At 75.9% G+C, this 24,274-nt stretch carries 18 protein-coding genes; 14 read left to right on the top strand and 4 right to left on the bottom strand.

Going from position 1 to position 24,274, the window contains the following annotated elements; genetic code table 11:
• Positions 1 to 205 precede the first annotated feature (205 nt).
• Positions 206 to 1,843, top strand: a complete 1,638-nt coding sequence (locus ACH4K1_RS21020; RefSeq protein WP_398090791.1) for a hypothetical protein — start codon at positions 206 to 208, stop codon at positions 1,841 to 1,843.
• Here the strand turns inward: ACH4K1_RS21020 and ACH4K1_RS21015 are convergent.
• Positions 1,812 to 3,701 (bottom strand): protein kinase, encoded by a 1,890-nt coding sequence (locus tag ACH4K1_RS21015; RefSeq protein ID WP_398090790.1) that lies wholly within the window; start codon positions 3,699 to 3,701, stop codon positions 1,812 to 1,814. The genes ACH4K1_RS21020 and ACH4K1_RS21015 overlap by 32 nt on opposite strands.
• A gap of 670 nt (positions 3,702 to 4,371) precedes the next feature.
• Here ACH4K1_RS21015 and ACH4K1_RS21010 point away from each other — a divergent pair.
• From ACH4K1_RS21010 to ACH4K1_RS20975, 8 genes are all read left to right on the top strand, one after another.
• Positions 4,372 to 6,678, top strand: a complete 2,307-nt coding sequence (locus ACH4K1_RS21010) for a HEAT repeat domain-containing protein (protein WP_398090789.1) — start codon at positions 4,372 to 4,374, stop codon at positions 6,676 to 6,678.
• On the top strand, positions 6,675 to 6,992 hold the full coding sequence (locus ACH4K1_RS21005) for a zinc-ribbon domain-containing protein (RefSeq protein WP_398090788.1): 318 nt from the start codon (positions 6,675 to 6,677) through the stop codon (positions 6,990 to 6,992). Before ACH4K1_RS21010 ends, ACH4K1_RS21005 begins: the two co-directional genes overlap by 4 nt.
• 135 nt (positions 6,993 to 7,127) lie before the next feature.
• Positions 7,128 to 7,886: a hypothetical protein gene (locus tag ACH4K1_RS21000; protein WP_398090787.1), complete on the top strand. Its 759-nt coding sequence runs from the start codon at positions 7,128 to 7,130 to the stop codon at positions 7,884 to 7,886.
• Positions 7,883 to 9,262, top strand: coding sequence for an ATP-binding protein (locus ACH4K1_RS20995; protein WP_398090786.1), 1,380 nt, complete (start codon positions 7,883 to 7,885; stop codon positions 9,260 to 9,262). Before ACH4K1_RS21000 ends, ACH4K1_RS20995 begins: the two co-directional genes overlap by 4 nt.
• Before the next feature lie 94 nt (positions 9,263 to 9,356).
• Positions 9,357 to 9,845, top strand: a complete 489-nt coding sequence (locus tag ACH4K1_RS20990) for an SH3 domain-containing protein (RefSeq protein WP_398090785.1) — start codon at positions 9,357 to 9,359, stop codon at positions 9,843 to 9,845.
• A gap of 159 nt (positions 9,846 to 10,004) precedes the next feature.
• The gene (locus ACH4K1_RS20985; RefSeq protein ID WP_398090784.1) at positions 10,005 to 11,384 is read left to right on the top strand and encodes an FtsW/RodA/SpoVE family cell cycle protein; all 1,380 of its coding nucleotides are present in this window, start codon (positions 10,005 to 10,007) and stop codon (positions 11,382 to 11,384) included.
• Positions 11,381 to 12,883 carry a penicillin-binding transpeptidase domain-containing protein gene (locus tag ACH4K1_RS20980; protein ID WP_398090783.1) on the top strand — a complete coding sequence of 501 codons (1,503 nt, stop codon included), beginning with the start codon at positions 11,381 to 11,383 and terminating at the stop codon, positions 12,881 to 12,883. The genes ACH4K1_RS20985 and ACH4K1_RS20980 overlap by 4 nt, the downstream gene beginning before the upstream one ends.
• Positions 12,884 to 12,934: 51 nt before the next feature.
• On the top strand, positions 12,935 to 14,083 hold the full coding sequence (locus tag ACH4K1_RS20975) for an amidase family protein (RefSeq protein ID WP_398090782.1): 1,149 nt from the start codon (positions 12,935 to 12,937) through the stop codon (positions 14,081 to 14,083).
• 218 nt (positions 14,084 to 14,301) lie between these two features.
• On the opposite strand, the gene ACH4K1_RS20970 is transcribed toward ACH4K1_RS20975, so the two are convergent.
• The 3 genes from ACH4K1_RS20970 to ACH4K1_RS20960 all read right to left on the bottom strand — a co-directional run bounded on the left by ACH4K1_RS20970 (position 14,302) and on the right by ACH4K1_RS20960 (position 17,553).
• Complete coding sequence (locus ACH4K1_RS20970; RefSeq protein ID WP_398090781.1) at positions 14,302 to 15,273, bottom strand: hypothetical protein; 972 nt, start codon at positions 15,271 to 15,273, stop codon at positions 14,302 to 14,304.
• A gap of 197 nt (positions 15,274 to 15,470) precedes the next feature.
• Positions 15,471 to 16,370 carry an ADP-ribosylglycohydrolase family protein gene (locus ACH4K1_RS20965; protein ID WP_398090780.1) on the bottom strand — a complete coding sequence of 300 codons (900 nt, stop codon included), beginning with the start codon at positions 16,368 to 16,370 and terminating at the stop codon, positions 15,471 to 15,473.
• A gap of 70 nt (positions 16,371 to 16,440) precedes the next feature.
• Entirely contained in the window at positions 16,441 to 17,553 is a 1,113-nt protein-coding gene (locus ACH4K1_RS20960) for a ferritin-like domain-containing protein (protein WP_398090779.1), read from the bottom strand.
• Positions 17,554 to 17,790: 237 nt separating this feature from the next.
• Between ACH4K1_RS20960 and ACH4K1_RS20955 the strand changes: the two genes are divergently transcribed.
• The 5 genes from ACH4K1_RS20955 to ACH4K1_RS20935 all read left to right on the top strand — a co-directional run bounded on the left by ACH4K1_RS20955 (position 17,791) and on the right by ACH4K1_RS20935 (position 24,257).
• A complete protein-coding gene (locus ACH4K1_RS20955) occupies positions 17,791 to 18,729 on the top strand; it encodes a diiron oxygenase (RefSeq protein WP_398090778.1) in 939 nt (312 codons plus the stop codon).
• Between the two features lie 50 nt (positions 18,730 to 18,779).
• The gene (locus ACH4K1_RS20950; RefSeq protein WP_398090777.1) at positions 18,780 to 19,556 is read left to right on the top strand and encodes a TetR/AcrR family transcriptional regulator; all 777 of its coding nucleotides are present in this window, start codon (positions 18,780 to 18,782) and stop codon (positions 19,554 to 19,556) included.
• 4 nt (positions 19,557 to 19,560) lie between these two features.
• Positions 19,561 to 19,836, top strand: a complete 276-nt coding sequence (locus ACH4K1_RS20945) for a hypothetical protein (protein WP_398090776.1) — start codon at positions 19,561 to 19,563, stop codon at positions 19,834 to 19,836.
• 105 nt (positions 19,837 to 19,941) lie between these two features.
• Entirely contained in the window at positions 19,942 to 22,791 is a 2,850-nt protein-coding gene (locus tag ACH4K1_RS20940; RefSeq protein WP_398090775.1) for a PQQ-binding-like beta-propeller repeat protein, read from the top strand.
• A gap of 161 nt (positions 22,792 to 22,952) precedes the next feature.
• A complete protein-coding gene (locus ACH4K1_RS20935) occupies positions 22,953 to 24,257 on the top strand; it encodes an NlpC/P60 family protein (RefSeq protein WP_398090774.1) in 1,305 nt (434 codons plus the stop codon).
• The last annotated feature ends 17 nt before the right edge of the window (positions 24,258 to 24,274 follow it).

Raw genomic sequence — 24,274 nt, 5'->3', positions numbered from 1 at the left:
GGACTTTCGTCCTTCCGGGCGGGGAAGCGGAGACGTACGCGGGCCGGCCCGTCGGGAAGGACCGGCGTGGGGGCCGCGCCCCGGGCCCCGGTCCGTTCACCGCGCTCGGCGGGGGGCGAAGGACGCATGCCCCCTCGCGCGTGAGGCGCCCCGCCGCCGGGCAGATTCCCGGTGACTTTTTCGGCTCGACGGCGGGGGGACCGTGATGGAGTCCGGTGATCGTTTCGGGGGTTCGGGGTACGGGGGCGACGCGGCCGTGCCGCCGCCTCCCCCTCACGCGCCGTCGGTCGGGCCGCCGCCGCCCGGTGCGTCGTTACGGGCGGTCGCCGCCGCGCTGCTCAACCTGACCGGGCTCGGCCTCGGGTACGCCCTGTTGGGGCGGTGGGGGCGGGCCGCGGTCTGCTGGGCGGCGTCGGGGCTGTTGGTGTGGGCGGCCCTGCCGGCCGATCCGGACGGGGTGCCCCGGGGTGTCCTCGTCGGGTATCTGCTGGTGCTGGTGGCCGCCGCCGCCGACGGGGCCCGGATCGCCCGGCGTTCGGCCCTGGGCGGGGCGTGGCGGCCGGTGGTGGCGGTCGGCCTCGGGGTGGTGCTGCTGGCCGTGCCGGCGGGCGGGGCGGCGGTGTACGGCTCCGCCCGCGAGGAGGCGCGGGAGCAGATGCTGCTGGAGAGGCTGGCGGGCGGGGACGAGCGGGTCGCCGCGGCCGCGCGGCAGCCGTACGGTTCGGCTGAGGGCGAGTACGCGCGGGCGCTCGGCGTCTACCGGGCGCTCGCGCAGGACCATCCCGGTTCCCGGGCCGCGAAGCTCGTGCCGGACCGGCTGAAGGCGTACTACGACGCGGTCTCCGCCCCGTACGCGGAGAAGCAGCACTGCGCGGCCGTCGCACCGTTGACCCATCTGCGGACGCTGCCGGACTCGGTGGGCCGGAAGCTGCTGGGCGACCTGGCCTCCTGGCCCGACGAGCCCCTCGCCGAGTCGCTGTACGGGTGCGGGGTGTCGCGCCTGGGCGGAGTGGGCGGCGGCGGCACGGAGCTGGGCGAGCTGTTGCGCACGTTCCCCGACTCCGCCTCCGCGCGGCAGGTCGGGCCCGCGATCGAGGAGCGGATCACGGCCCAGGCGGCGGCGGTGAAGGGGGCCGAGCCGTGTGCGGCCACCGAGGTCCTGCGCGGCCTCGGCGCCACCGTTTCCCAGCTTCCCGACGACGGCGTGAGGAAGCTGCGCGCCGCTGCCGACAAGGGCGTCGTGGACGGGGTGTACGCCTGCGGGATCGACCAGTTCGAGGACGGGGAGTTCGGCGCCGCCCGCACCACGCTGACCGATTTCGCGCGGACGTACAAGGGCGACGGGCGGGTGCGGCAGGCGCGGAACATCGCGATAGCCGCCGAGATAGCCGACGACCGGCCGGCCGCGGGCAAGCGGCTGCCACCGTCGAAGCGGCCCGGCGGTCCCCGGATGGAGCTGGTCATCAGCAACGACGCGCCCAACACGGTCGAGGTGCTCTACACCGGCCCGGTCACCGGCACCGTCAGCCTCAAGACGTGCGCCGGCTGCGAGCGGTACAGCGCCTCCGAGGGCTCGCGGCGGGCCTGCCGGGCGAGCGGCAGGAACTATCCGAAGGCCCGGCTCCGGCTCCCCGCCGGGGAGTACCACTTCCTCTACAAGCACGGCACGGGCGCGACCGCCCGCGTGGACAGCTACTCCTCCGGGACGAAGGTCCAGCCGGGCTACACGTACACCAGTTGCACGTACGTCATCGAGCGGAGCCCGTTCGATCTGGACCTGCCGCAGCTCCCGGACCCGATCCGGCCGGCGCTCAGCCCTGGGGGCGCGGGCTCTTCTCGATGACCCGGCCGTCCAGCCCGGCGGTGAGGAAGGCGCCGCCGTGCGAGTCGGAGACGTGCACGCGCAGCACCGGGCGGTCGCCGTGGAAGGGCGAGGAGGGGTCCACGATCACGTAACGGCTCTCCGGTTCGTCGACGTTGAGCGTCTTCTCCGCCGTCCTCAGCAGGGCCGGCAGCGCGTCCCAGTCGACGGAGTCCAGGTCGATCGTGGTGGACCGGGCCATCAGGGTGCCGCCCATGCCGTCGTTCTTCGCCCGGCCGTCGCGGTAGCTGAAGCGGTCGTACAGCGCGGCGTTGGACTTCAACGGCGCCTGGGCGGAGGCGTGGTGCTCGTAGAGGGTGAAGTCGGTGACCTTCGTCCCGCCCATGAGCGGCTTCAACGCCTTGATCGCGGTCCGCGCCCCCTGGGGGGTCAGCAGGTCCACGGTCTCCGGCACGTCCTCGCCCCCGGTGTCCCCGGCGGCCCCGGCGTCCCCGGCCGCCGGGGCCGGCGCGGGAGCCGATGTCCGCGGGGCGCTCGCCCGGTCGCGGGGGCGGTTGTCGTCCTCGGAGCCGCGGGAGGAGAACGGGTCGGCCGTCCAGAGGATCGCGCCGGCGATCACCACGGCCGAGACGACGGACGAGGCCGCGCTGATCCTCCACGCCCGGCGCTCGACGCGGCGGCCGGGAGCGTGCGGGGCCGCGGAGGGGTGGGCGGAAGACTGCTGCGGGGGGCGGGGGGAGAAGGGGGCCGAAGCGCCGGTGGGCGGGGAGCCGTGGCCAGTCGCGACGCGGTCCTGCAGGCCGTCCGACCGGACGGGCCCGCCGGGCGGGGTGGGCCCCGGGGGCTCCCGGTCGGGCCCGGAGGGCTCCGGCGCGGGCGACGCGGAGGGACCGGACACGGGCGACGCGGGGTGGTGCGGCGGGGGCGCCGGTGCGGGCGGCCGGGTGGGCGCGCTGTGCCCGGAACCGCCGTGCGCGGACCCGGCGGACGCGGGCCGCTCCCGTACGGGCTCCGTGGGCGTCGGGGCCGTGCCCGCGCCGCCCCGGGCGGCCTCGGCCAGCAGCCGGTCGAGGGCTTCGGCGTCCGGGCGGGCCGGGACGTCCCGGGTGAGCAGGGCGTTCAGCACCGGGGCGAGGGCCCCGGCCCGTACCGGCGGCGGGATCTCCTCGTCGAGCACGGCGGCCAGCGTGGCGAGGGTGGAGGCCCGGCGCAGCGGGTGGTGCCCCTCGACGGCGACGTACAGCAGCATGCCGAGCGACCAGAGGTCGGAGGCCGGGTCGCCCTCGGCGCCCCGGATGCGTTCGGGGGCTATGTAGTCGGGCGAACCGACGAGGGCGCCCGTCAGGGTGAGGCTGGTCGCCTCGCGGATGGCGGCGATGCCGAAGTCGGTGAGGACGGGGCGGCCGTCGGGGCGGAGCAGGACGTTGGCGGGCTTGACGTCGCGGTGCTGGATACCGCAGGCGTGGGCGGCACGGAGGGCGGAGAGAATGCCGCGCCCCATGTCGGCGGCCTCGGCGGGCTCCATGGGCCCGGCGGCGAGCCGGTCGTGCAGGGAGGCGCCGGCCACCAGCTCCATCACGATCCACGGGTAGCCGTCCTCGCCGGGGTCGACGATGTGATGGACGGTCACCACGTTGGGGTGGTCGACCCGGGCCAGGGCGCGGGCCTCGCGCAGCACCCGGGCGCGCAGGGTGCGGGCGCCCTCGGGGTCGTACTCCGCGAGAGCCGGGTCGGGGGGCCGTACCTCCTTGAGCGCGACGTCGCGGTGGAGCGCCTCGTCGCGGGCCCGCCAGACCATGCCCATGCCACCACTGCCGAGCCGCTCCCCCAGGGTGAAGCGGCCGTCGATCACCCGTCCCACGGGGGCCTCTTGGCTCATGGGCCGTAGCGTACGGGGGCGTGCGGCAGCGGGTCACCGGGCCGGGGGCGGGAACCGGACGATGCCGGGGCGGGCCGGGGGCGGGGGCCCGGCGGGGCCGGAGCAGAGGGCCCGGAGACCTCTTCCTCGTCCGGTGCGCCGGCCTCGCGGCACCGGATCCGGCCACCGTCGGCGCGGTGGACCCGCCGGAAGCGGACCGCGTGGTTCTCCGTGGCGTCGACCGGCTCCCGCGGTGGCCGGTGGTCCGCCCGCCCCGCCGAACGCCCCGGAACCGGCGCGTCCGCCGCCCCGGTGGCGCTCCCCGCCGCGCGGACGACGTCCCCGGCCCGCCCGGACGACACCTCGGGGCCTGCCCGGACGACGTCCCCGGGCCTGCCCGGACCCCGCTCCGGGCCCCTCGCGCAGCCCGGTGGCGCACTCCGTTCTTCCCGGTCCCTCCGGGAGGCCGCCCGTACCACCGCACCGGGGTCGCACAGCCGCATCGTCTTGACACGGTCATGACCTCGTTACGACGCGAGGAAAGGCCACAAGTGGCGGGTGGATTGTCGGACCGGTGGTGCACACTCTGCGCAGGCGCTTTCTCCAGGGCGCCGGGAGGGGTGCGACGGACAGGACGCCGCCACGGGGCGCGCCGGTCCGGGCGCTGCCGTGATCGCGGGGAGGGGATGGCGTGTTCTCGGGAATCGACGAGGTCGACTGGGCGTCGATGGAGCATGCCTACGGGCCTGCCGACGACGTGCCCCACCTGCTGCGCGGGCTGGCGTCCGACGACCCGGCGGAACGGGAGGCGGCGCTCGACGGCATGTACGGCGCGGTCCACCACCAGGGCGATGTGTACGCGTGCACGCTCGCGTGCATCCCGTACCTGTTCGAGCTGGTGGTGGACCCGGGGGTGCAGGACCGGGGCAGCGTGGTCGAACTGCTCACCAGCATCGGCGGCTTCGACCTCGACGAGGACGACGAGGCGGAGATCGACGAGGACGAGATCGAGGGCGCCGCGAACTACGCGATGGCCGCGGCCGCGGTCACCGCGGGCGCGGACGTGTTCTTCGAGCTGGTCGCCGACGAGGACCCCGGGGTGCGGCTCGCGGCCCCGCTGGCGCTCGCCACACTGCACCGCCATCCCGTACGGGTGCTCGCGCTGCTGCGGGAACGGCTGCCGGTGGAGCCCGCCGAGGAGGTACGGCTCGCCCTCGTGGAGGCGGCCGGGCGGGTCGCCCTGCGGCACCGGCCGCTGGCGGAGCGGGTCGGGCGGTGGCTGGGCCGGCTGGCGGAGCGGGCGGATTCGCCGGGGCTGCGGCTCGCGGCCCTGGCCCAGCTGGCGCGCTGTTCGCCCGACGGACTGCCCGGGGACGTGGTGCCGGTGGTCTCGGGGCTGCTGCGCGAGATGCGCGCCGCGCCGGACCGGGAGGCCGGCGCCGGGCAGGACGCCGGGCGGGGCGGGTCCGCCGGGACGGCTCCCGCCGGGGTCCGGGGCGCGCGAGCGGAGGACTCCGAGGCGCCGGACGACGGGGCTCCGGGCGCGGAGGCGGTCGACGCGGAGCCGCCGCAGGGGGCGGGCGTCGAGCCGGCGGACGCCGACGCGGTCGCCGCCGAAGTGGTCGAGGCCCCCGCGGCGGAGGCGGAGCCGGTGACGCACCGGGGCGAGCAGATCGCCGCTCCGACGCTGGTGGGGCAGGTACGGGCCCTGGCCGCGCAGGAGAACGCCGGCAGCGGCGCCCCCTGGGCCGCGGACCTGCTGCGCACCCTGCACGTCGGCCTGGACGACCGGGTGGCCGACCGCACCGCGCTCCTCGCCGACCAGTTGCGCAGCCCCGACCGCCGCCAGCGGATCGATGCCGTCCGGATGAGCGGCGGGCTGATACGGGCCTGGCGCGGCTCCTACGAGGAGCTGGTGGCGCTCGTCGGCGAGCAGCTGGCCGACCCCGACCCCCGGCTGGCCGAGGCTGCGTCGCATGTCCTGGAGGAGTTGTTCTCCCTCGCCGCGCCCGCCGCCGACGCCCTGGCCGCCCGGCTGGCCGCCGGCCCCGAGGGGTGGGTGCGGACGTGGGCCGGCGGCCCGCCGGGCCTCGGCTCCACCGTCAAGGCGCTGGCCCGGCTCGGCGACGCCCGTGCGCTGCCCGCGCTCACGGCGGCGCTGGAGCTGCCGCGCGTGCCGCACGACGTGGGGGCCGCGGTGGTCCACCTCGGGGCGGCGGCCCGGCCGCTCGCCGGGGCGCTGCGGCGCCGGCTGGCGGAGGTGGAGCTGGACGAGGGCGCCTACGACCGGGCGAGCCCGCTGCTGGCCGGGCTGACCGGGCTGCGGGCGGGCGAGGCCGCCCCCGAGGTGCTACGGGTGCTGCGCGGGGCGCCGGAGTACCGGGGCGAGTGGCTGCGGACGGCGGCGCTGCGGGCGCTGGGTTCGTTCGGGCCCGCCGCCCGGGAGGCCGTTCCGGAGCTGCGGGTGCTGCTGCGCCGCCCGGGGACGGCGTCCGCGACGGAGGCCGCCGAGGCGCTGTGGGCGATCGCCGGGGAGGCCGAGGCGGTGCTGCCGGTCCTGATCGAGGGCCTCCAGTCGGACCAGGTGCACGACCGGCGGGCGGCGGCGGTGGCGCTGGGAACGCTCGGCCCGCGCGCGGCGGTGGTCGCGCCCCGGCTGCGCGCTCTGCTGGCGCACGAGGAGCTGTGGCTGCGGGTGGACGCGGCGGTCGCCCTGTGGCAGGTGACCGGCCGGGCCGGGGAGGCCGTCGAGGCGCTGCTGGCCGCCTGGGAACGCAGCCGCCATGTCCGGGTCCGGGTGGCAGAATGCCTGGTAGGGATGGGGCCGGTCCCGGAAGGGGCCGCAGCGGCACCCGTCCTGCGGAGCGAACTCGCCTCCGTGCGCCGTCACAACGCGATGGACGGCGGGTACGGCAGTCATGACATCCATGAGGACGAGAAGCTCCTGGCGCTGTGCCGACGGGCACTTCGGGGGGCGGGGAAAGGGAGTACGACATGATCATCTTCGGTACCAAGGGCTATCTCCACCAACTGGCCGTCCTGACGATGGTGTGCGGCTGGTGCGGCAATCCGGCGGCGCACACCCTGCGCCGGCGGGTCACGAAGTTCACGCTGTTCTTCGTGCCGCTGTTCCCGTTCTCGACGAAGTACGCCACCCAGTGCACGTTCTGCGGCGGGGAGCGGCAGATACCGAAGGAGGAGGCCGACCGGCTGCTCGCCCAGGCCGCGGCCGGGCAGGACGGAACCGCCTACGGCCAGGCCCCGCAGCAGCCCGGCTTCACGCCGCCCGGCCAGAACCCGTACCAGCGCTGACCCGGCGGTCCTTCCGCCGGTGACGGCCGCCCCGGCCGCCGGCGCCCCTCGGGGGGCGTGAAGTCCGCATGGTCCGCCTTCGTCCCTTTAGGGTGTGAGACCGGTGTCGTCGTAGAGGAGACGAGGAGACGAGCCGTGCGCCCCCACCGCGTCCCGGCGGCGAGCCGTACCGCCGTGTGCGCCGTCGCCGCGCTCGCCCTGCTGGCAGGCTGCGGCACGGCCGGGGAGCTGAGGAGCGCGGGGCGGGCTCCGTCGGCCGTCGAGCCCCAGAGCCTGTGGCCCGATCTGCCGCCCGCCTCCGCCGCCCCGTACGACTACGGCGAGGGCGAGACGGCCCGCATCCCGGGTGTCCGGGTGGTCGGCGGCGACGTGCGGCGGCTGGACCCGGTGACCGTGGCGCAGAAGGGGCTCGGGGCGAAAACGGACCGGGACAGCGGGCTGGGCGAGCTGCCGGACGCCACGGTCCGCGGGATCGAGGCGTGCCGGACGGCGCCGGACGCGTGCCCGGTCCTCCCTCCGTACTACCGCGACCTGACCGGCGACGGCCGGGACGAACTGGTGCTCGGCATCCGGATGCCCGGCCGGCAGCTCGCCGTGGGCGTCTACATGCCGGACGGCGACCGGCTGATCCGGATCATGGCCACCCACGACGCCGTGATCAGCGTGGAGCTGGCGGGCCGGGACGTGATCATGCGGGCTCCCTCGGTGATCCCGGGGTACGAGTACCGCACCGCGTGGTCCTGGGACGACCGGCAGCGCGCGATGCTGCCCTCTCGGGACGAGATCCTGCGGACGCCCGAGCGCCGCGGGACCCCGGGACCGGGTCGCACGCCGTCCCCGGAGCCGCCGTCCACGCCCACCGCGACCTCCGCTCCCTCCCGGGGGCCCCGGTGAGGCGGCGCCGTCTCCGTGCGCCCTCCTGGACCGCGAGCCTCACCTGGAAGTCGGCGGTCTTCCTGACCGCCATGTGCTGCACCCTCGCCGCCCTCCTCGGCTTCCTGGTGCACACGGCGGTCGCCCGGCAGGTGGTCGAGCAGGCCCGCGAGAAGACGCTGGACAAGCTGGCGGCGGTCACCGAGGCGTACGAGGCCGGGGAGCCGCTGCCCCCGGGGTCCGACATCGATCCGCCGGGCCTGCCCGGTTCGCTGCGCACGGTGGCGGCGGGCGGCGAGCGGGGCACCGTCGTCGCGGAGAGACCGCGTCCGCCGGGCGGCCGGGGCGGGGAGCGGGGGCCCGCGATGTGGGCGGCGGGTCCGGCGGACGGGCGGGCGCTGGCGACCTGGACGGACTACCGCCACAGCGCCCGCACCATCGCCGGCCTCGACCGGGCCATCATCGGCTCCTCGCTGCTGGCCATCGCCGCCACCCTGCTCGTCGGGCTGTTCGCGGTGGGCCGGGTGACCCGCAGACTCCACCAGAGCGCCCGGGTGGCCCGCCGGATCGGCGCGGGCGACCTCGACGCCCGGGTGGCCGACCCCCGCACGGCGCGCCCCGCCCGCGCCCAGGACGAGGTGGCGATCGTGGCGGGGGCGCTCGACGCCATGGCCTCGGCCCTCCAGCGCAAGCTCCAGGCCGAGCAGCGGTTCACCGCCGACGTGGCACACGAGCTGCGCACCCCGCTGACCGGTCTGACGGCCGCCGCCGAACTGCTGCCGCCGAGCCGCCCGGCGGAGCTGGTGCGCGACCGGGTCCAGGCGCTGCGGGCGCTGACGGAGGACCTGCTGGAGATCTCCCGTCTCGACGCGCGTACCGAGCGGGTCGATCTCGCCGTGCACGATCTCGCGCCGGTGGCGGAGCGGGTGGTCCGGGCGTCCGGCGCCCGGACCGAGGTGCGGGTGCGCGGCGGGGCCCGGGTCGAGACCGACCGGCGGCGGCTGGAGCGGGTGATCGGCAATCTGGTCGCCAACGCCCACCGGCACGGGGCGCCTCCCGTGGTGGTGGACGTGGACGGCCCGGTGGTCTCGGTGCGGGACCACGGCCCGGGTTTCCCGGCGTATCTGCTGCAGGACGGGCCGCAGCGGTTCCGTACGGACGGGGCGGGGAAGGGGCACGGCCTCGGTCTGACCATCGCCCTCGGCCAGGCCGAGGTCATCGGCGCCCGGCTGGAGTTCGCCGCCGCCCCGGGCGGCGGGGCGCTCGCCCGGTTGACCCTGCCGGAGTACGAGGGGCCCGACGACGGCGCGTCGGGCGGGAATCCCGGTGGCCAGGGGGGCCCGGAGGAGGAGAACGACCCGGACGGCCCAACGCGGGGTACGTCTGACGCACCGTGACGCGTTGCGGACCGTGTGTGCCGAACCTAGCGTGACGATCACGAGCCCCGCTCGTCACCCCCCACGGTTCCTCTCCTCATCGCCTGGAGGCAGCATGTCCCCCCTGTCCCGTCCCTCGCGGCTCCGCCGGCTCGGTCTCTGCGTCGCCACCGGCACGCTGGCGGCGCTGACCGCCGCCGCACCCGTCGCGATGGCGGCCGACCCCAGCCCCGTCGGCCAGCGCGCGGAGGCGTCCGCCCCGGACCCGGCCTCCGACGAGCTGTCCGCCTCGGCGATGCAGCGTGAGCACGAGGCGCAGCAGAAGGAGGCGCGGCAGCAGGGCAAGGCCCAGCCCGAGGCCTCCAACCAGGCCTACAAGGGACGGGTCATCGCCAAGCCGTACCTGCTGCTCCGCGACAAGCCGACCCGCAGCAGCCGCATCGTCGGCTCGGTCGACTACGGCACGGTCGTCAGCATCTTCTGCAAGACCACGGGCGACAACGTCGACGGCAACAACCGCTGGTACCTGCTGAGCGACGGCACGTGGGCCTGGGGCTCGGCGCGCTACATCGAGAACATCGGCGCCGCCCCGCAGTGGTGCTGACCTCGCGTCACCCGCACCTCCCGCACACCGCCCGCCCGTGAAGCCCGGCCCCCTCGCCGAGCGCTTCGCGGGCGGGCGCGTCTGCGCGGGAGAGGGCTCTGACATGAGCAAAGGGCGACATAAGGGAAATACCGTGCGCCTCTTGCTACGTTGCGAGGCATGACCGCAACGACGGCGGACGCTCCCCCGCCCGACCTACGCCTGCCCCGGCGGCGCGGGGTGGAGCTGGCCCTCCTCGTCGGGGCCGTGTTGATCTCCGTCTTCGGCTACGCGGCGGTCGGTCTGGCCCACGACGGGGCGGTGCCGCCGGACGTCGCCGGGTACGGGGGCGGGCTCGGCGCGCTGGCGCTGCTCGCCCACGTCGCGGTCCGCTTCCGGGCCCCGTACGCCGATCCACTGCTGCTGCCGATCGCCGTGCTGCTCAACGGAGTCGGGCTGGTGCTGATCTACCGGCTCGACCTGGAGACGCCGGGGGACCAGGCGGCGGCCGCCCAGCTCGTCTGGTCCACGCTCGGCGTCGCGCTGTTCACGGCGGTGGTGGTGCTGCTGCGCGACCACCGGGTGCTCCAGCGGTACGCGTACCTCTCGGTGGCCGCCGCCCTCGCGCTCATGACCGTGCCGATCTTCTTCCCGGCGGTGAACGGGGCGAAGATCTGGATCCGAGTCGGCGGACTCTCCTTCCAGCCCGGCGAGTTCGCCAAGATCCTGCTCGCGGTGTTCTTCGCCGCCTACCTGGCCGCCAACCGCCACGCGCTCGCGTACACCGGCCGCCGGGTGTGGAAGCTGCAACTGCCCTCGGGCCGGGTGCTCGGGCCGATCGTGGCGATCTGGCTGCTGAGCGTCGGGGTGCTGGTGCTGGAGCGCGACCTCGGCACCTCGCTGCTCTTCTTCGGGCTGTTCGTCATCATGCTGTACGTGGCGACGGGCCGGACCGGCTGGATCGCGGTCGGTCTGCTCCTGGCCGCGGTCGGGGCGTACGCCGTCGGCTCCTTCGAACCCCATGTGCACGGCCGGGTGCAGGACTGGCTGGACCCGTTCGCCTCGATCGACGCGGGGCGGGGGCCGGGCCAGCTCGCCCAGTCGCTGTTCGCCTTCGCGGCGGGCGGGATGCTGGGGACCGGGCTCGGGGCGGGCCGGTCCATCCTCATCGGCTTCGCCGCCAAGTCCGACTTCATCCTGGCGACGGCGGGCGAGGAGCTGGGGCTGTCCGGGCTGACCGCGGTCCTCCTGCTGTACGCCCTGCTCGTGGCGCGCGGCTACCGGGCCGGGCTCGCGCTGCGCGACCCGTTCGGGCAGCTGCTGGCCATCGGCCTGGCGTCGATCCTGGCGCTCCAGGTGTTCGTGATCACGGGCGGGGTGATGGGGCTGATCCCGCTGACCGGGATGGCGATGCCGTTCCTGGCGCAGGGCGGCTCCTCCGTGGTCACCAACTGGATCATCGTGGCGCTGCTGATCCGGGTCAGCGACGTCGCGCGCCGCCCCCGTCCGGAGCAGGCGGAGACCGGGTCCGCCGCGGCGGCCGGGGAGGGGGACCGGTGATCCGCCACATCCGGCGGGCCGCCGCCTTCTGCCTGCTGCTGCTGGTGGCGCTGCTCGTCAACGCGGCCCGCGTCCAGCTCTTCGAGGCCGACGCGCTGGACGGCAATCCGGCCAACCGCCGTTCCACGATCGCCCGTTACGACCAGCCGCGCGGCGACATCCTGGTCGGGGGCCGGCCGGTGACCGGCAGCAAGGAGACCGGCGAGCAGCTCAGCTTCGAGCGCACCTACCTGCACGGCCCGCTGTACGCGCCGGTGACCGGTTACGCCTCGCAGACGTACGGCACCACATTGCTGGAGAACGCCGAGGACGAGGTGCTCTCGGGGACGGACCCGCTGCTGGCGCCGCTGCCCTTCTGGAACGAGTTCACCCGGGGCAGGCAGCCCGGCGGCGACGTCGTCACCACGGTCGAGGCGTCGGTGCAGCAGGCCGCCTACGAGGGGCTGGGCGGGCGGCGGGGCGCGGTCGCCGCCCTGGACCCGTCGACGGGCGCGATCCTGGCGCTGGTCTCGACCCCGTCGTACGACCCCGAGCGGCTGTCGGGGACCGGGGCGGCGGTGACCGACGCCTGGACCCGGCTGAACGCGTCCACGACCATGCCGATGCTCAACCGGGCGATCCGGCAGACCTATCCGCCGGGCTCCACCTTCAAGATCGTGACGGCGGCGGCGGCCCTGGACGCACGGACGGTGACGGACGCCGACGCCCCCACGGACACCCCGTCGCCGTACGTCCTGCCGGGGACGCGGACGACGCTGCCCGACGAGGCGAAGGGCTGCGCGGAGGCGTCCCTGGCGGACGCCGTCCGGGTCTCCTGCAACACCGTGATGGCGCGTCTGGGCGTGGAGGTCGGGCTGGAGGGGATGGTGGAGGCGGCGGAGAAGTTCGGCTTCAACGACGCCGGTCTGCGCATCCCGTCCGGGGTGGCGAGGAGCAATTTCGACACGGACATGAGCGACGACCAGCTCGCGCTGTCCTCGATCGGGCAGTTCAACACGACGGCGACCCCGCTCCAGATGGCGATGGTCGCCTCGGCGGTCGCCAACGGCGGGGATCTGCGCCGCCCGCATCTGGTGGACCGGGTGACCGCCGCTGACGGGGACACGGTCCGGCAGGAGGGGGCCGGCGCGTCCTCCTGGGCGATGAGCCCGTCGACGGCGGTGCAGCTCCAGCGGATGATGGTCGAGGTGGTGGAGAACGGCACCGGGTCGAACGCGGCGATCGAGGGGGTGACGGTCGGCGGCAAGACCGGCACCGCCCAGCACGGCGTCGACAACTCCGGTCTGCCGTACGCCTGGTTCATCTCCTGGGCCCGGGCCCCCGGGTCCGGCCGCCCGGCCGTGGCGGTGGCGGTGGTCGTGGAGGACGCCTCCGCCGACCGGGCCGACATCAGCGGCGGCGGCAGCGCTGCCCCCATCGCGCGGGCCGTGATGGAGGCGGCGCTGGAGGAGGACGCCGACCGCCGGGACGGAGACGGCGGCGGGGCCGTGGGCCGCTGAGGAGCGCCCCCGGGCGGCCCGGCGGGGCCGGGGCCGGGGCAGACTGGTGCCATGACACGGACGACCTCCGCGGTGGCGCGGGCCCTGGAGCGGATCGAGCGGCTGGACCCGGCGCTGCACGCGTTCGTCGAGGTGTGGCCGCAGGAGGCGCTCGCCCGGGAGCGGGAGGCCGTGGAGCGCCGGCTCCCGCTGGGCGGGCGGCCGTTCGCGGTGAAGGGCGCCTCCGGCATCCGGTCGTACGCGGCCCGCCGGCTGATCGCGGCGGGCGGTGTCCCGGTCGGCGCGACCTCGGTGCCCGGTCCGGGCACCTACTGGCAGACCTGGGGGCAGGGGGCGCGGGGCCGTACGGTCAACCCGTGGCGGGCGGACCGTACGCCGGGCGGTTCGTCGGCCGGGTCGGCGGTCGCGGTGGCGGCGGGCATGACGGAGCTGGCGACGGGCAGCGACGGGGCCGGCTCGGTCCGCATCCCGGCCGCCTGGTGCGGGGTGTTCGGGCTGAAGACGACGAACGGGCTGCTGCCCTCCCCCGACCGGTCCGGACTGGCCTCTGCGGGGGTGCTGGCCGGGTCGGCGGCACAGGCGGAGCGGTGGCTGCGCCATGTGCTGGAGGACGGCGGGCCGCCCGGCGCCGCCCCGGCCCCCGCGCCCCTCCCTCCGCCCCCGGCCCCGCCGGGGCCCTCGTCGCCGCTGCCCGCCGTGTACAGCGAGGACCTCGGGTTCGCGGAGGTGGACCCCCAGGTGGCGGCGGTCGTCCGGGCGGCGGTGGACCGGCTCGTCGCGGCGGGGGCCGTACGGCTGCTGGAGCGGGACACCGGGCTGCTGGACCCGGCGGACGCCTGGACGGCGGTGCGGGGCGGGGCGCCGGACGACCCGGCGGCGGTACGGGTGCGGCGGGCGAACGACGAGCGGCTGGCGGCGCTGCTCGACGGCGGGGCCCTGCTGCTGACCCCGGCCACCCCGAACCGGCCGCACGGCCACGAGGGCCCGGGGGACCTCTACTCGACGGCGCTCACCTGGGCGTTCAACCTGAGCGGGCACCCGGCGGCGAGCCTGCCCGCCGGCTTCACCGGGGACGGCTGCCCGGTGGGGCTCCAGGTGGTGGCTCCGCACGGCGCGGACCTCCGGCTGCTCGCCGCCGCCCGCACGCTGGAGGACGCCCTGCCGCCCGCGCGGAGACCGCCCGCCGCCGGGGAGGGGTGACCGCCGGGGAGACGGCACGCGGGAGGCCGCCGGGCGCAGCCGACAGGCGTACGGGGGGACGGCACGCGCTCCCCCGGGCCCCGGGCCGCCCGCCCGCCCGCCCGCCCGCCGGAGGGTCCGGGCCCCGGGCCGCCCGCCCGCCGGAGGGTCCGGGCCTCGGGCCGTCCGCCCGCCGGAGGGCGCCGGGCCCCGGGTCGTCCGCCCGCCCGTTTCCCGTCTCAGCCGAGCGGCTTGCGGGCCTCCTTGCGGACCTGGGCCGTCTCCTTCGCCGCCGCCGCCAGGTCGATGGACTTCGCGTCCTCGGCCACGTCCTGTGTGCGGACCAGCGCGACCAGGGCGGCGGTGTTCTCGTCGGCCCAGGCGCACATGGGGACGTTCGCGCGGGTGCCGAGCTGGTCCGACTGCACGACCTGGCACTCGATCACGATGCCGTACCCCCGCGGCGTGAACTCCTTGGGGGGCACGACGACCTTCCCGCCCCCGGTGTCCGCCGCGCCCTCCATGATCGTGCCGCGCATCATGGAGGGGCTCGCCAGCCGCCCGTACATCCCCGAGAGGATCAGGGCCCCGCCCTCGGCGGAGGTGTAGTGGGCGACCACCGCCTCGGCGTCCCGGACGCTGACGTCGGGGGTCTCCTCGATCTCCTTGCCCTCGGTCTCCGAGAGGTCGTCGCCGAGGGTGAACTCGCCGTCCAGAAGCTGCTTCTGCACGACGAGCCGGTACTCCGCCTCCGGGTACACGAGCTCGCTGCCCCGGTCGGCGAACCGGGCGACGCCGAAGACGATGCCGCCCGCCACCACCATCGCGCCGAGCGCGATCCCGACGATCAGGCCGACCCGCTTCCCGCGCGGCGGACGCGAACCCCGGGACGGCCGACCGCCGCCCTGCGGGTCCGGCTCGCCCCACGGGTCCTGCCGGGGCGGGGCCGACTCGCCCCACGGGTCCTGTCGGGGCGGGGCCGACTCGCCCCACGGGTCCTGCTGGGGTGGGGCCGGCTCACCCCACGGGCCCTGCCCGGGCGGAGCCGACTCACCCCACGGGTCCTGCTGGGGCGGGGCCGGGGGCGGCTGCGGGTGGCCGTAGGGCTGCTGGTGCGGCACGGGCCCCGGCGCGGCTGTCGGCGGGCTGTAGGGGTGCTGCGGGTTCTGCGGCCCGTACGGGCCCTGCGGCGGGTGCGGCGGGGTGGTCATGGGGTCACGGTACGACACGGGGGCGAACGGAATTTCGACGCGGACCGGAACGGTGTCGGGGGGAAAGCGACGGGGACCGGAGCGGCGTCGCGCCGAAGGCGACGCGGACGGAAAGGTGGCGGGCCGAAGGCGACGGGGACCGGAGAGGTGGCGGGCCGAAGCACCGCCGGTACCGCCCCGGCCGCCGTTCCCGCCCCTCACCCCAGCGGCTCGCGCCTGCGCAGCCATTCCTCCGGCACACCGGCCGTCCCGGTCGCCGCCCCGACCACGCCGCCCGTGATGGCGCACGTGGTGTCCACGTCCCCGAGGCCCTCCGCGGTCGCCCAGAGCGCCGCCTCCAGGTCGTCCGGGTGGCGGGCCGCGGTCCACAGCGCGAAGGGCACGGTGTCGTCGGCCCGGATGCGCCGCCCGTTGCCGAGCAGCTCCGCGGCCCGCCACGGAGGCGTGGTGAACGGGGTCGCCGCCGCCCGCCGGGCCCCGTCCCGTACCGGCCCGTCGGGCGTACGGTCCGCGACCGCCTCCAGACCCGGTTCGCCGCGTGCCCAGAGCGCCGCCGCCACCGCGACGGCCACCGCACCCGCGATGCCGTCCGGGTGGGCGTGGGTGACCTCCGCCGAGAGCACGGCCTGGGCGGCGACGTGGTCCAGGTCCTCGTGGAACCGGGCGCCGAGCGGTGCGACCCGCATGGCCGCGCCGTTGCCGAGGCTGCCGCCGTCGAACAGCTCGGGGGCCAGCGTCCGCCAGCCGGCCGGATCGTCGAGCAGCCGGGGCAGCAGGAGGTGCATGCCGTGGCCGTAGCCGCGGGCCCGGTCGGCGTCGAAGGCGAGGGCGTAGCAGAGCGCCAGGTGGTCCTGGTCGACGTGGCCGTGCTCGTCGAGGGAGCGGTCCAGTGCGCGGGCCAGGGCCGTGTCGTCGGTCCAGGGCCAGCGGGGCTCGGGCGGGGTGCGGCGGTCCCGGATCTCGTTCGCGGCCTGCCGGGGCTCGCGGAAGAGCGGGAACCAGCGCTCCCCGAAGGCGTCGCCCAGCGCCAGCGCTTCGAGGCTGCGACGGGCTGCGGCACGCCCGGCGGCGGTGGCGGGGGGCGGGTTCGTCGTCATACCGGCATCGTGACCGCCCGGCCCGGTCGCGTACACCGGTTATCGGTGCGCGGGCCGCCCCGCCGGCCCCTCAGGCGGCGTCGGCCGCGCCCTCCTCCACGGCTTCCGCGACCTCCGCCACGCGGGCCTCCTCCTCGGCGGCGAAGCGTTCGCGGTCCAGCGCCTCGGCCATCTCCTCGTCCTGGGACATCAGCAGGTCGAGGTTGGAGTCGCCGAGTTCGAGGACGCCCATGTCGACGTACGCCTGCTGGAGGCGCGGGCCCCAGAGGCCGATGTCCTTGACGCACGGGACGATCCGGCTGAACAGGAGCTTGCGGAAGAGCTGGAGGTACTCGGAGTGCTCCGAGAGGTCCTGTGCCTCCTGTTTGCCGATGCCGAAGTTCTCCAGGACCTCGACGCCGCTGAGCCGGTCGCGCATCAGGTAGCAGCCCTCGATGACGAACTCCTCGCGCTCCCGGAGCTCGGCGTCGCTCAGCTGCTTGTAGTAGTCGCGCAGCGCCATCCGTCCGAAGGCGACGTGGCGGGCCTCGTCCTGCATGACGTACGCGAGGATCTGCTTGGGCAGCGGCTTGGTCGTGGTGTCGCGGATCATCCCGAACGCGGCGAGCGCCAGTCCCTCTATCAGGACCTGCATCCCGAGGTAGGGCATGTCCCAGCGGGAGTCGCGCAGGGTGTCGCCCAGCAGCCCCTGGAGGTTGTCGTTGACCGGGTAGAGCATGCCGATCTTCTCGTGCAGGAAGCGCCCGTAGATCTCGGCGTGCCGGGCCTCGTCCATGGTCTGGGTGGCGGAGTAGAACTTGGCGTCCAGGTCGGGGACGGCCTCCACGATGCGCGCCGCGCACACCATGGCGCCCTGCTCGCCGTGGAGGAACTGGCTGAACTGCCAGGAGGTGTAGTGCTTGCGCAGCTCGCCCTTGTCCTTCTCCGTCATCTTCGCCCAGTGCGGGGTGCCGTACAGCGTGAGCGCCTCGTCGGGGGTGCCGAGCGGGTCGGCGGGGTCGACCTCCAGCGACCAGTCGATCCGTTTGGCGCCGTCCCACTGCTTGTCCTTGCCCTTCTGGTAGAGGGCGAGCAGGCGTTCGCGTCCGTCGTCGTAGTCCCAGCTGAAGCGGGCGGCCCCGGTGGCGGGGACCTGCCAGATCGGCTCGACGGGCGGGCTGGTGTACAGGTCGTGTGTGGACACGGACGGCTCCTTCGCCTCGAACAGCTCGACGTGATCGACAACTTCCGTGATGCGATGGGTAGTTGAATAGGCATCAGCCACTGCTCCCGGCAGGTTCACACGTTGGTAGACGTCGGGTCAACAAGTCGCACAGAGTCGCGCACGAGGGATTGACGGCCTTGCTGACAGGCAGTCTCATAAAGGGTGACCGCCGGTAACACCCGTCTCCGGCCATCCTTTGTGTGAGGTGCTCCCACCATGACGCCGCCCGTCACCGCTCGCGATGTGACCCTGCTCCGCGACGCGCTCGGCCCGCTCCGCGACCGCGAACAGGTCGCCCTGCGGCTGCTCGAGTCCTCGGCCAAGCACTCCTTCGACCCCGACACCGAGATCGACTGGGACTCGGCGGTCGAGGAGGGCAAGTGGTTCTGGCCGCCGGAGCTGCTGTCGCTGTACGGGACGCCGATGTGGGACCGCATGTCCGAGGAGCAGCGCCTCGACCTCTCCCGCCACGAGGCGGCGGCGCTGACCTCGCTGGGCATCTGGTTCGAGGTCATCCTCATGCAGCTGCTCGTCCGGCACGTCTACGACAAGCCCGTCACCAGCAACCACGTCCGCTACGCGCTCACCGAGATAGCCGACGAGTGCCGGCACTCGATCATGTTCGGCCGCGTGGTCGAGTGGAGCGGCGCCCCCGCCTACCAGGTGCCGCCCGTCTACCACAACCTGGCGCGCATCCTGAAGACCGTCTCCACCACCCCCGGTTCGTTCGCCGCGACCCTGCTCGGCGAGGAGATCCTCGACTGGATGCAGCGCCTGACCTTCCCGGACGAGCGGGTGCAGACCGTGGTGCGCGGGGTGACGCGCATCCACGTGATCGAGGAGGCCCGGCACGTCCGGTACGCCCGGGAGGAGCTGCGCCGCCAGATGGTGACCGCCCCGCGCTGGGAGCGGGAGCTCACCAAGCTCAGCTGCGGCGAGGCGGCCCGCGTCTTCTCGATCTGCTTCGTGAACCCGCAGGTGTACGAGAACGTCGGCCTGGACCGCCGCGAGGCCGTCGCCCAGGTGAAGGCCAGCGGCCACCGCACCGAGATCATGCAGACCGGCGCGAAGCGGCTCACCGACTTCTTCGAGGACATCGGGATGCTGAACGGACCCGGCCGCCGGCTGTGGCGGGCCTCCGGGCTGCTGGCCTGAACCCCGTGCTGCCGAGAGGGACGGGCCCCGGGGGCCTTAGGGTCAAAGGCATGACCTCCACCGCCGCAGCCCCGCCGCCCCGGGCGACGTACCGCAGGCTCAGCGTCGAGGAGCGCCGCGCCCAACTGCTCCTCGCCGCGCTCGGCCTCTTCGCCCACCGGGCGCCCGACGAGGTCTCGCTCGACGAGGTGGCGGTGGCGGCCGGGGTCTCCCGGCCGCTCGTCTACCGCTACTTCCCCGGCGGGCGCCAGCAGTTGTACGAGGCCGCGCTGGGCTCGGCGGCCGACGAGCTGACGCAGTGCTTCACCGAACCGCCGGCCGGCCCGCCGACCGAGCGGGTCGCGCGGGTCCTCGACCGCTATCTGCGCTTCGTCGACGAGCACGACACCGGGTTCAGCGCGCTGCTGCGGGGCGGCAGCGTCGTGGAGACGTCCCGGACGACGACGATCGTGGACGGGGTGCGCCGGGCGGCGGCGGACGAGATCCTGCGCCACCTCGGGCGGATGGGCGGGGCCGGGGAGGAGCCCGCCGGGCCGAGGCTGCGGATGATGGTGCGCAGTTGGATCGCGGCCGTCGAGGCGGCGTCGTTGATCTGGCTGGACGACGGGAAGCGGCCGGCCGCGGCCGAGCTGCGCGGCTGGCTGGTCGACCACCTGATCGCCCTGCTCGCCGCCACCGCGGCCACCGACCCGGAGACCGCGACGGTGGTACGCGACCTGCTGGCCCTGGAACGGCCCGACGGCCCGGCCGGACAGCTCGCGGAACGGGTGGTTCCGGTCGTCGCGGAGGCGGCTCACCTGCTGCCCGCCGCCCCTGCGTCAGACTGACCCGGTGAAGAGCGAGAACACCCCTTTCCGCGGCGGCCCCCTGGACGGCCGGGTCCTGCCGGTCCTGCTGGGCCCGACCGGCCACCCGCCCAAGTGGTACGAGGTCCCGGTGCCCTCCCCCGACGGCGGCCCGGCCACCGTGTACGCCTACCGGCGGGCCCCGGCCGGTTACACCAAGCGGCTCGGCCTCCAGCGCGGCTGGGTGTACGAGTACGCCCCGGACGGCCGCGAACGCCGCACCCTCAACTGGCCCTGGACCAAACCGTCGGGCCGCGGCTGAGCGGCGGGCGCGGACCGCGCCGGGGACGCAGGCCCTAAGATCGGCGGTCAGGCGCCGGGGGACGGGCCGTCCGGTCGCCGAAGAACGGTCACAAGGGGGTGCGCCATGGAGGCGCTGCGTCAGGACGATCCACGCCGCTTCGGCCGCTTCACCACGCTGGCCCGTTTCGACGAACAGGCGAGCGCCGTACGGTACGTGGCCCGGTCCACCGCGACCGGCGAGACCGTCCTCGTCACCGCCGCCCGCCCCGAGCTGGCCGCCGTACCGGTCTTCAGCCGCCGCTTCCGGGCGGAGGCGCGCACCGCCGAACGCCTCGCGGGGGGCTGGGTGAGCCCGCCCCTGGACACCGGCGGCGCGGGGGACGCGAGCGAGGCGGCGGGGACGTCCGAGGACGGTACGGAACCCCTGTGGACGGCGACGGGTTACGTCCCCGCCCTACCGCTGGCCGAGGCGGTCGGGATCGCCGGACCGCTGCCCGAGAAGGCCGTGCGGATACTGGGCGCGGGCATCGCCGAGGTCCTCTCCCGGGTGCACGCCACGGGGTCCGCGCTCCAGGGACTGGCCCCCGGCACGGTGCTGCTGGCCGCCGACGGGCCCCGGCTCACCGCGTTCGGCCCGTTGGGCGCGGCCGCCTCGGCGGAGGCCCGGCCGGGCGGCCAGCTGTCGGTGCGGCTGGGCTATCTGACGCCCGAGCAGATCGAGGGCAAGGAGGTCTCCGCCGCCTCCGACCTGTTCGTGCTGGGGCTGCTGCTGGCGTACGCGGCGACCGGGACGACGCCGTTCACGGAGGGTCCGGCCGAGGAGGCGACCCGCCGCATCGCGGAGGACGAGCCCGGACTCGGCGCCGTGCCGGAGGAGTTGCGCGAGCTGATCAGGGGCTGCCTGGCGAAGGACCCGGCCGAGCGTCCGACCGCCGGCACGGTCGCCGCCGAGCTGGCCCTGGAGGGCGCGGCCGGTCTGGCCCGCGGCGGCTGGCTCCCCGAGCCCCTCGCGGCGGCGGTCGCGGACCAGGAGGCGCGGGTGCTGGCCCTGGAGCTCCCGGAGGCGGGCCACCCGAAGGCCGCCCCGGAGACGGCCGGGGCGGCCGGTTCGGAAGCCGCCCGGGACGACGGCTCGGAGCCCGGCCCCGAGGACGCGCCGGACGAGGCCCCCGCCCCCGAGGACGCCCGTCCGGCGGACGCGCCGTCCACCCCCGACGCTCCGTTCACCGCCGACGCGCCGCCGCTCACCGCGGACGCACCGACGCCCCCGACCGGCGCCCCGGGGCCTTCCGCCGCCTCCCCCGCGGCCACGCCGGACGAGGGCGCCGAGGAGGACCGGGGCGCCACCCGGTTCCTCGGCACCGGGCCGCGCCCGCCCCGGCACGACCGGCCCACGGCCCAGCTCGCCCTCCCCCGGGAACTCACCGCTCCCCCGGCGCCCTCCCCGGGCGCCGCACCGCGGCCGGACCACCCGCACCCCCTTCGGCGGTCCGGCCACCCGTACGCCGCGCCCGCCGTCCCGCAGCAGCCCGGCCCTCCGCCGGGCGGGCCCGCCCCGTACCCGGCCGCCGCGCTTCCGGCCGGGTCCGGCGGGTCGGGCGGGGGCCCGATGGTCTCCCTGCCGCTGCCGCCCGCCCCGGCCCCCGTGCCCGATCCCGGCGCGCGTCGGCGGAGCCTGCTGACGATCGCGGCGGCCGCGGTCGGCGGGCTGGTGGTGGGCGGCGGCGCGGTCGCCGCGCTCGGGTCCGGGGACACCGCCCCGGCGACCGACGACAAGCCCGCCCCGAAGCCCCGCCGTACGCTTCCCGGCCGGCCGCCCGAGCCGCGCTGGATCTACGCGCACCCGGCCTCCGAGGCGGCTCCCCTCGCCACCGCCGTATGGCGCGACAGGCTCCTCGTGGTGATCGGCGAGAGCCGGGCCGGCGCCATCGACCTGCGGACCGGGAAGCGGCTGTGGCAGCGCGCGGACGCCGCGAAAGGGCAGGTCGCGCCGGGGACCGGGGGCGACCTGGTCTTCGTGGCGAGCCCGACCGAGTTCCTGTGGCTGGCGCCGCAGGACGGCAAGGTCGCGCACCGCGTGCGGTACACGGAAGCCTTCGCCGACCTGCCGGGCCTGGTGGTCGGCCCCCTGGCCGGCGGCTCCGGGCCGGTCGTCTGGTTCACCGCCTCGCACACGGTCACCGTGAAGGCCCCGAAGCCGAAGAAGGGCAAGAAGAAGGGGAAGGACAAGCAGGTCGTCCAGGCGTTCTTCCTCGCGTACGACATCGTGCGGCGCGAGGAGCTGTGGCGGACCCCCGTGCCGGCGGGCCGTGCGCCGGGCGCCCCCGCCTACCGGGTGGTCGCGGAACGCCCGGCCGGCATCCTCGTACGGCAGAGCGCGGCGACCCTGACGCCGGCCGAGGTCAAGGCGGCCAAGGGCAAGGGGTCGATCCGCTCGTTCGACCGGAGGACCGGCAAGCTCCTGTGGGCCAAGCAGTACGGCGCGGCCGCCCCCGAAGCGGCGACCGCGGGCGACGAGGACGGGACGCTGTACGCGGCGGTCGGCACGGATCTGGAGGCGTTCGAGGCGGACACCGCGAAGCCGCTGTGGCGCGTCGAGGGCAGCGCGGGCTCGGTCTTCGGCACCCCGCTGACCGCCGGGCCCCTGATCCACACCACCGAACGCAGCCAACTGGTCGGCGCGGTGGAACGCGGGAGCGGCCGCCTGGTGTGGCGTCGCTCCACGGAGGTGCCGGGCATCGGGAACGCCCCGGCGCTCACCCTGAGCGACAGCGGGAAGACCCTGATCGCCGCGGACGCCGTCCAGGTCACGGCGTTCTCGGCGGCCGACGGCGAACGGCTGTGGAAGTTCCAGGACATCGGGTCCGCCGAGCCGAAGGGGGCGACGGTGAGCGCGCCGTACCGGGTGCTCGCCGTGGGGAAGACCGTCGTCGTCCAGCGCGACCGGAGCTTCTACGCCTTCCCGGTGGCCTGACACCCGGGCCCGGCCCCCTCCGCCGCCGCCGTCCGGGGGTTCCCCGGACGGCACGCCGCGCGGTGCTTGCGTCGCCTCCCGTCGGATGACCGGATGATCGGATTCGCCGATCATTGGACGGGCCCGTGGCCGGGCCCCGTCTCCGTCATGGAGGTGATGTCGTGTCAGGCAGACTCCTGCGCGCGGTCTGCACGACCGCGCTGGCCGCGGCGCTCACGGTCTCCCCCGCCATCGCCGCCCCCGCCGAGCCGGGCCCCGTACCGCCCGGAGAGTCCGCACCACCGGCCGACAGGGCCGAGGCCGCCGGCACGGAGTCCGGTGCGGTGGAGCCCGGCGCGGACGAGCCGGAGGCAGACGAGCCGGAGGCAGACGAGTCCGACGCGGCGGAGGTCGACGCCGGAACCGCCCTCGCCGCGCCCGAGGCCCCGAAGAGCGTCGTCGCCCTCCTGCGCGAGCTGCAGACCCGCTACCGGGAGGCGGAGGAGGCGAGCGAGACCTACAACGCCACCGCCGAGAAGCTGAGGCAGCGGACCGCACAGCTCAAGAAGGTGAACGCGGAGCTGGCGAAGGCACGGGCGGCGCTGGAATCGAGCCGCCGGGACGCCGGGCGGCTGGCCCGCGAGCAGTACCAGGGGCATACCGAGTTCTCCGCGTACCTCCGCCTGCTGCTGGCCCGCGACCCCCAGCAGGCACTGGACCGGAGCCACGTCGTGGGGCGGCTCGCCGCGAACCGCGCCGCGACGGTGGACCGGCTGACCGGCGCCGCCCGGCGGGCCGACCGGCTGGCCGCCGCCTCCCGCAAGGCCCTGGACCAGCAGAAGAAGCTGGCCGCGCGGCAGAAGAAGGAGCGCGATGCCGTGAACGGCAGGCTGCGGGAGGTCGAGAAGCTGCTCTCCACGCTCTCCGAGGACCAGCTCACCCGGCTCGCCGACCTCGAACAGCGGGGCGTGGACCAGGCCCAGCGCGACCTGGTGGCCTCCGGAGCCCTCTCCTCCGCCCGGCGGCTGCCCACCCGGCAGGGCGGCGAGGCCGTGGCGTACGCGGTCCGGCAGATCGGCAAGCCGTACGTGTGGGGGGCCGAGGGCCCCGACTCCTTCGACTGCTCCGGGCTGACCTCCACGGCGTGGTCGGCGGCGGGGCGGACGATCCCGCGCACCTCTCAGGAGCAGTGGAAGCGCCTGCCGAGGGTGCCCCTCTCCTCGCTGCGCCCCGGGGACCTGGTGGTCTACTTCCCGAAGGCGACCCATGTGGCGCTGTACATCGGCGACGGCCTGGTGGTGCAGGCGCCCCGGCCCGGCGCCCGGGTGAAGGTCTCCCCCCTGGCGTCGAACCCGGTGCTGGGGGCCGTCCGTCCCGATCCGGGCGGTGCGCCGCTGTCCGCGTACACCCGCCCGCCTCTCCCCGAGGGCGCCCGCGACGGCGCGGACACCGGCTACTCCGCGGACGCCGCGCCGGACGCCCCGTAGGACCGGCCGGCCCGCCC

This window comes from Streptomyces sp. NPDC017448 (assembly GCF_044330565.1).
Classification (GTDB): Bacteria; Actinomycetota; Actinomycetes; order Streptomycetales; family Streptomycetaceae; genus Streptomyces.
Note: the sequence above shows the minus strand (reverse complement) of the source record. Positions and strands in the feature narration are given on the sequence as shown.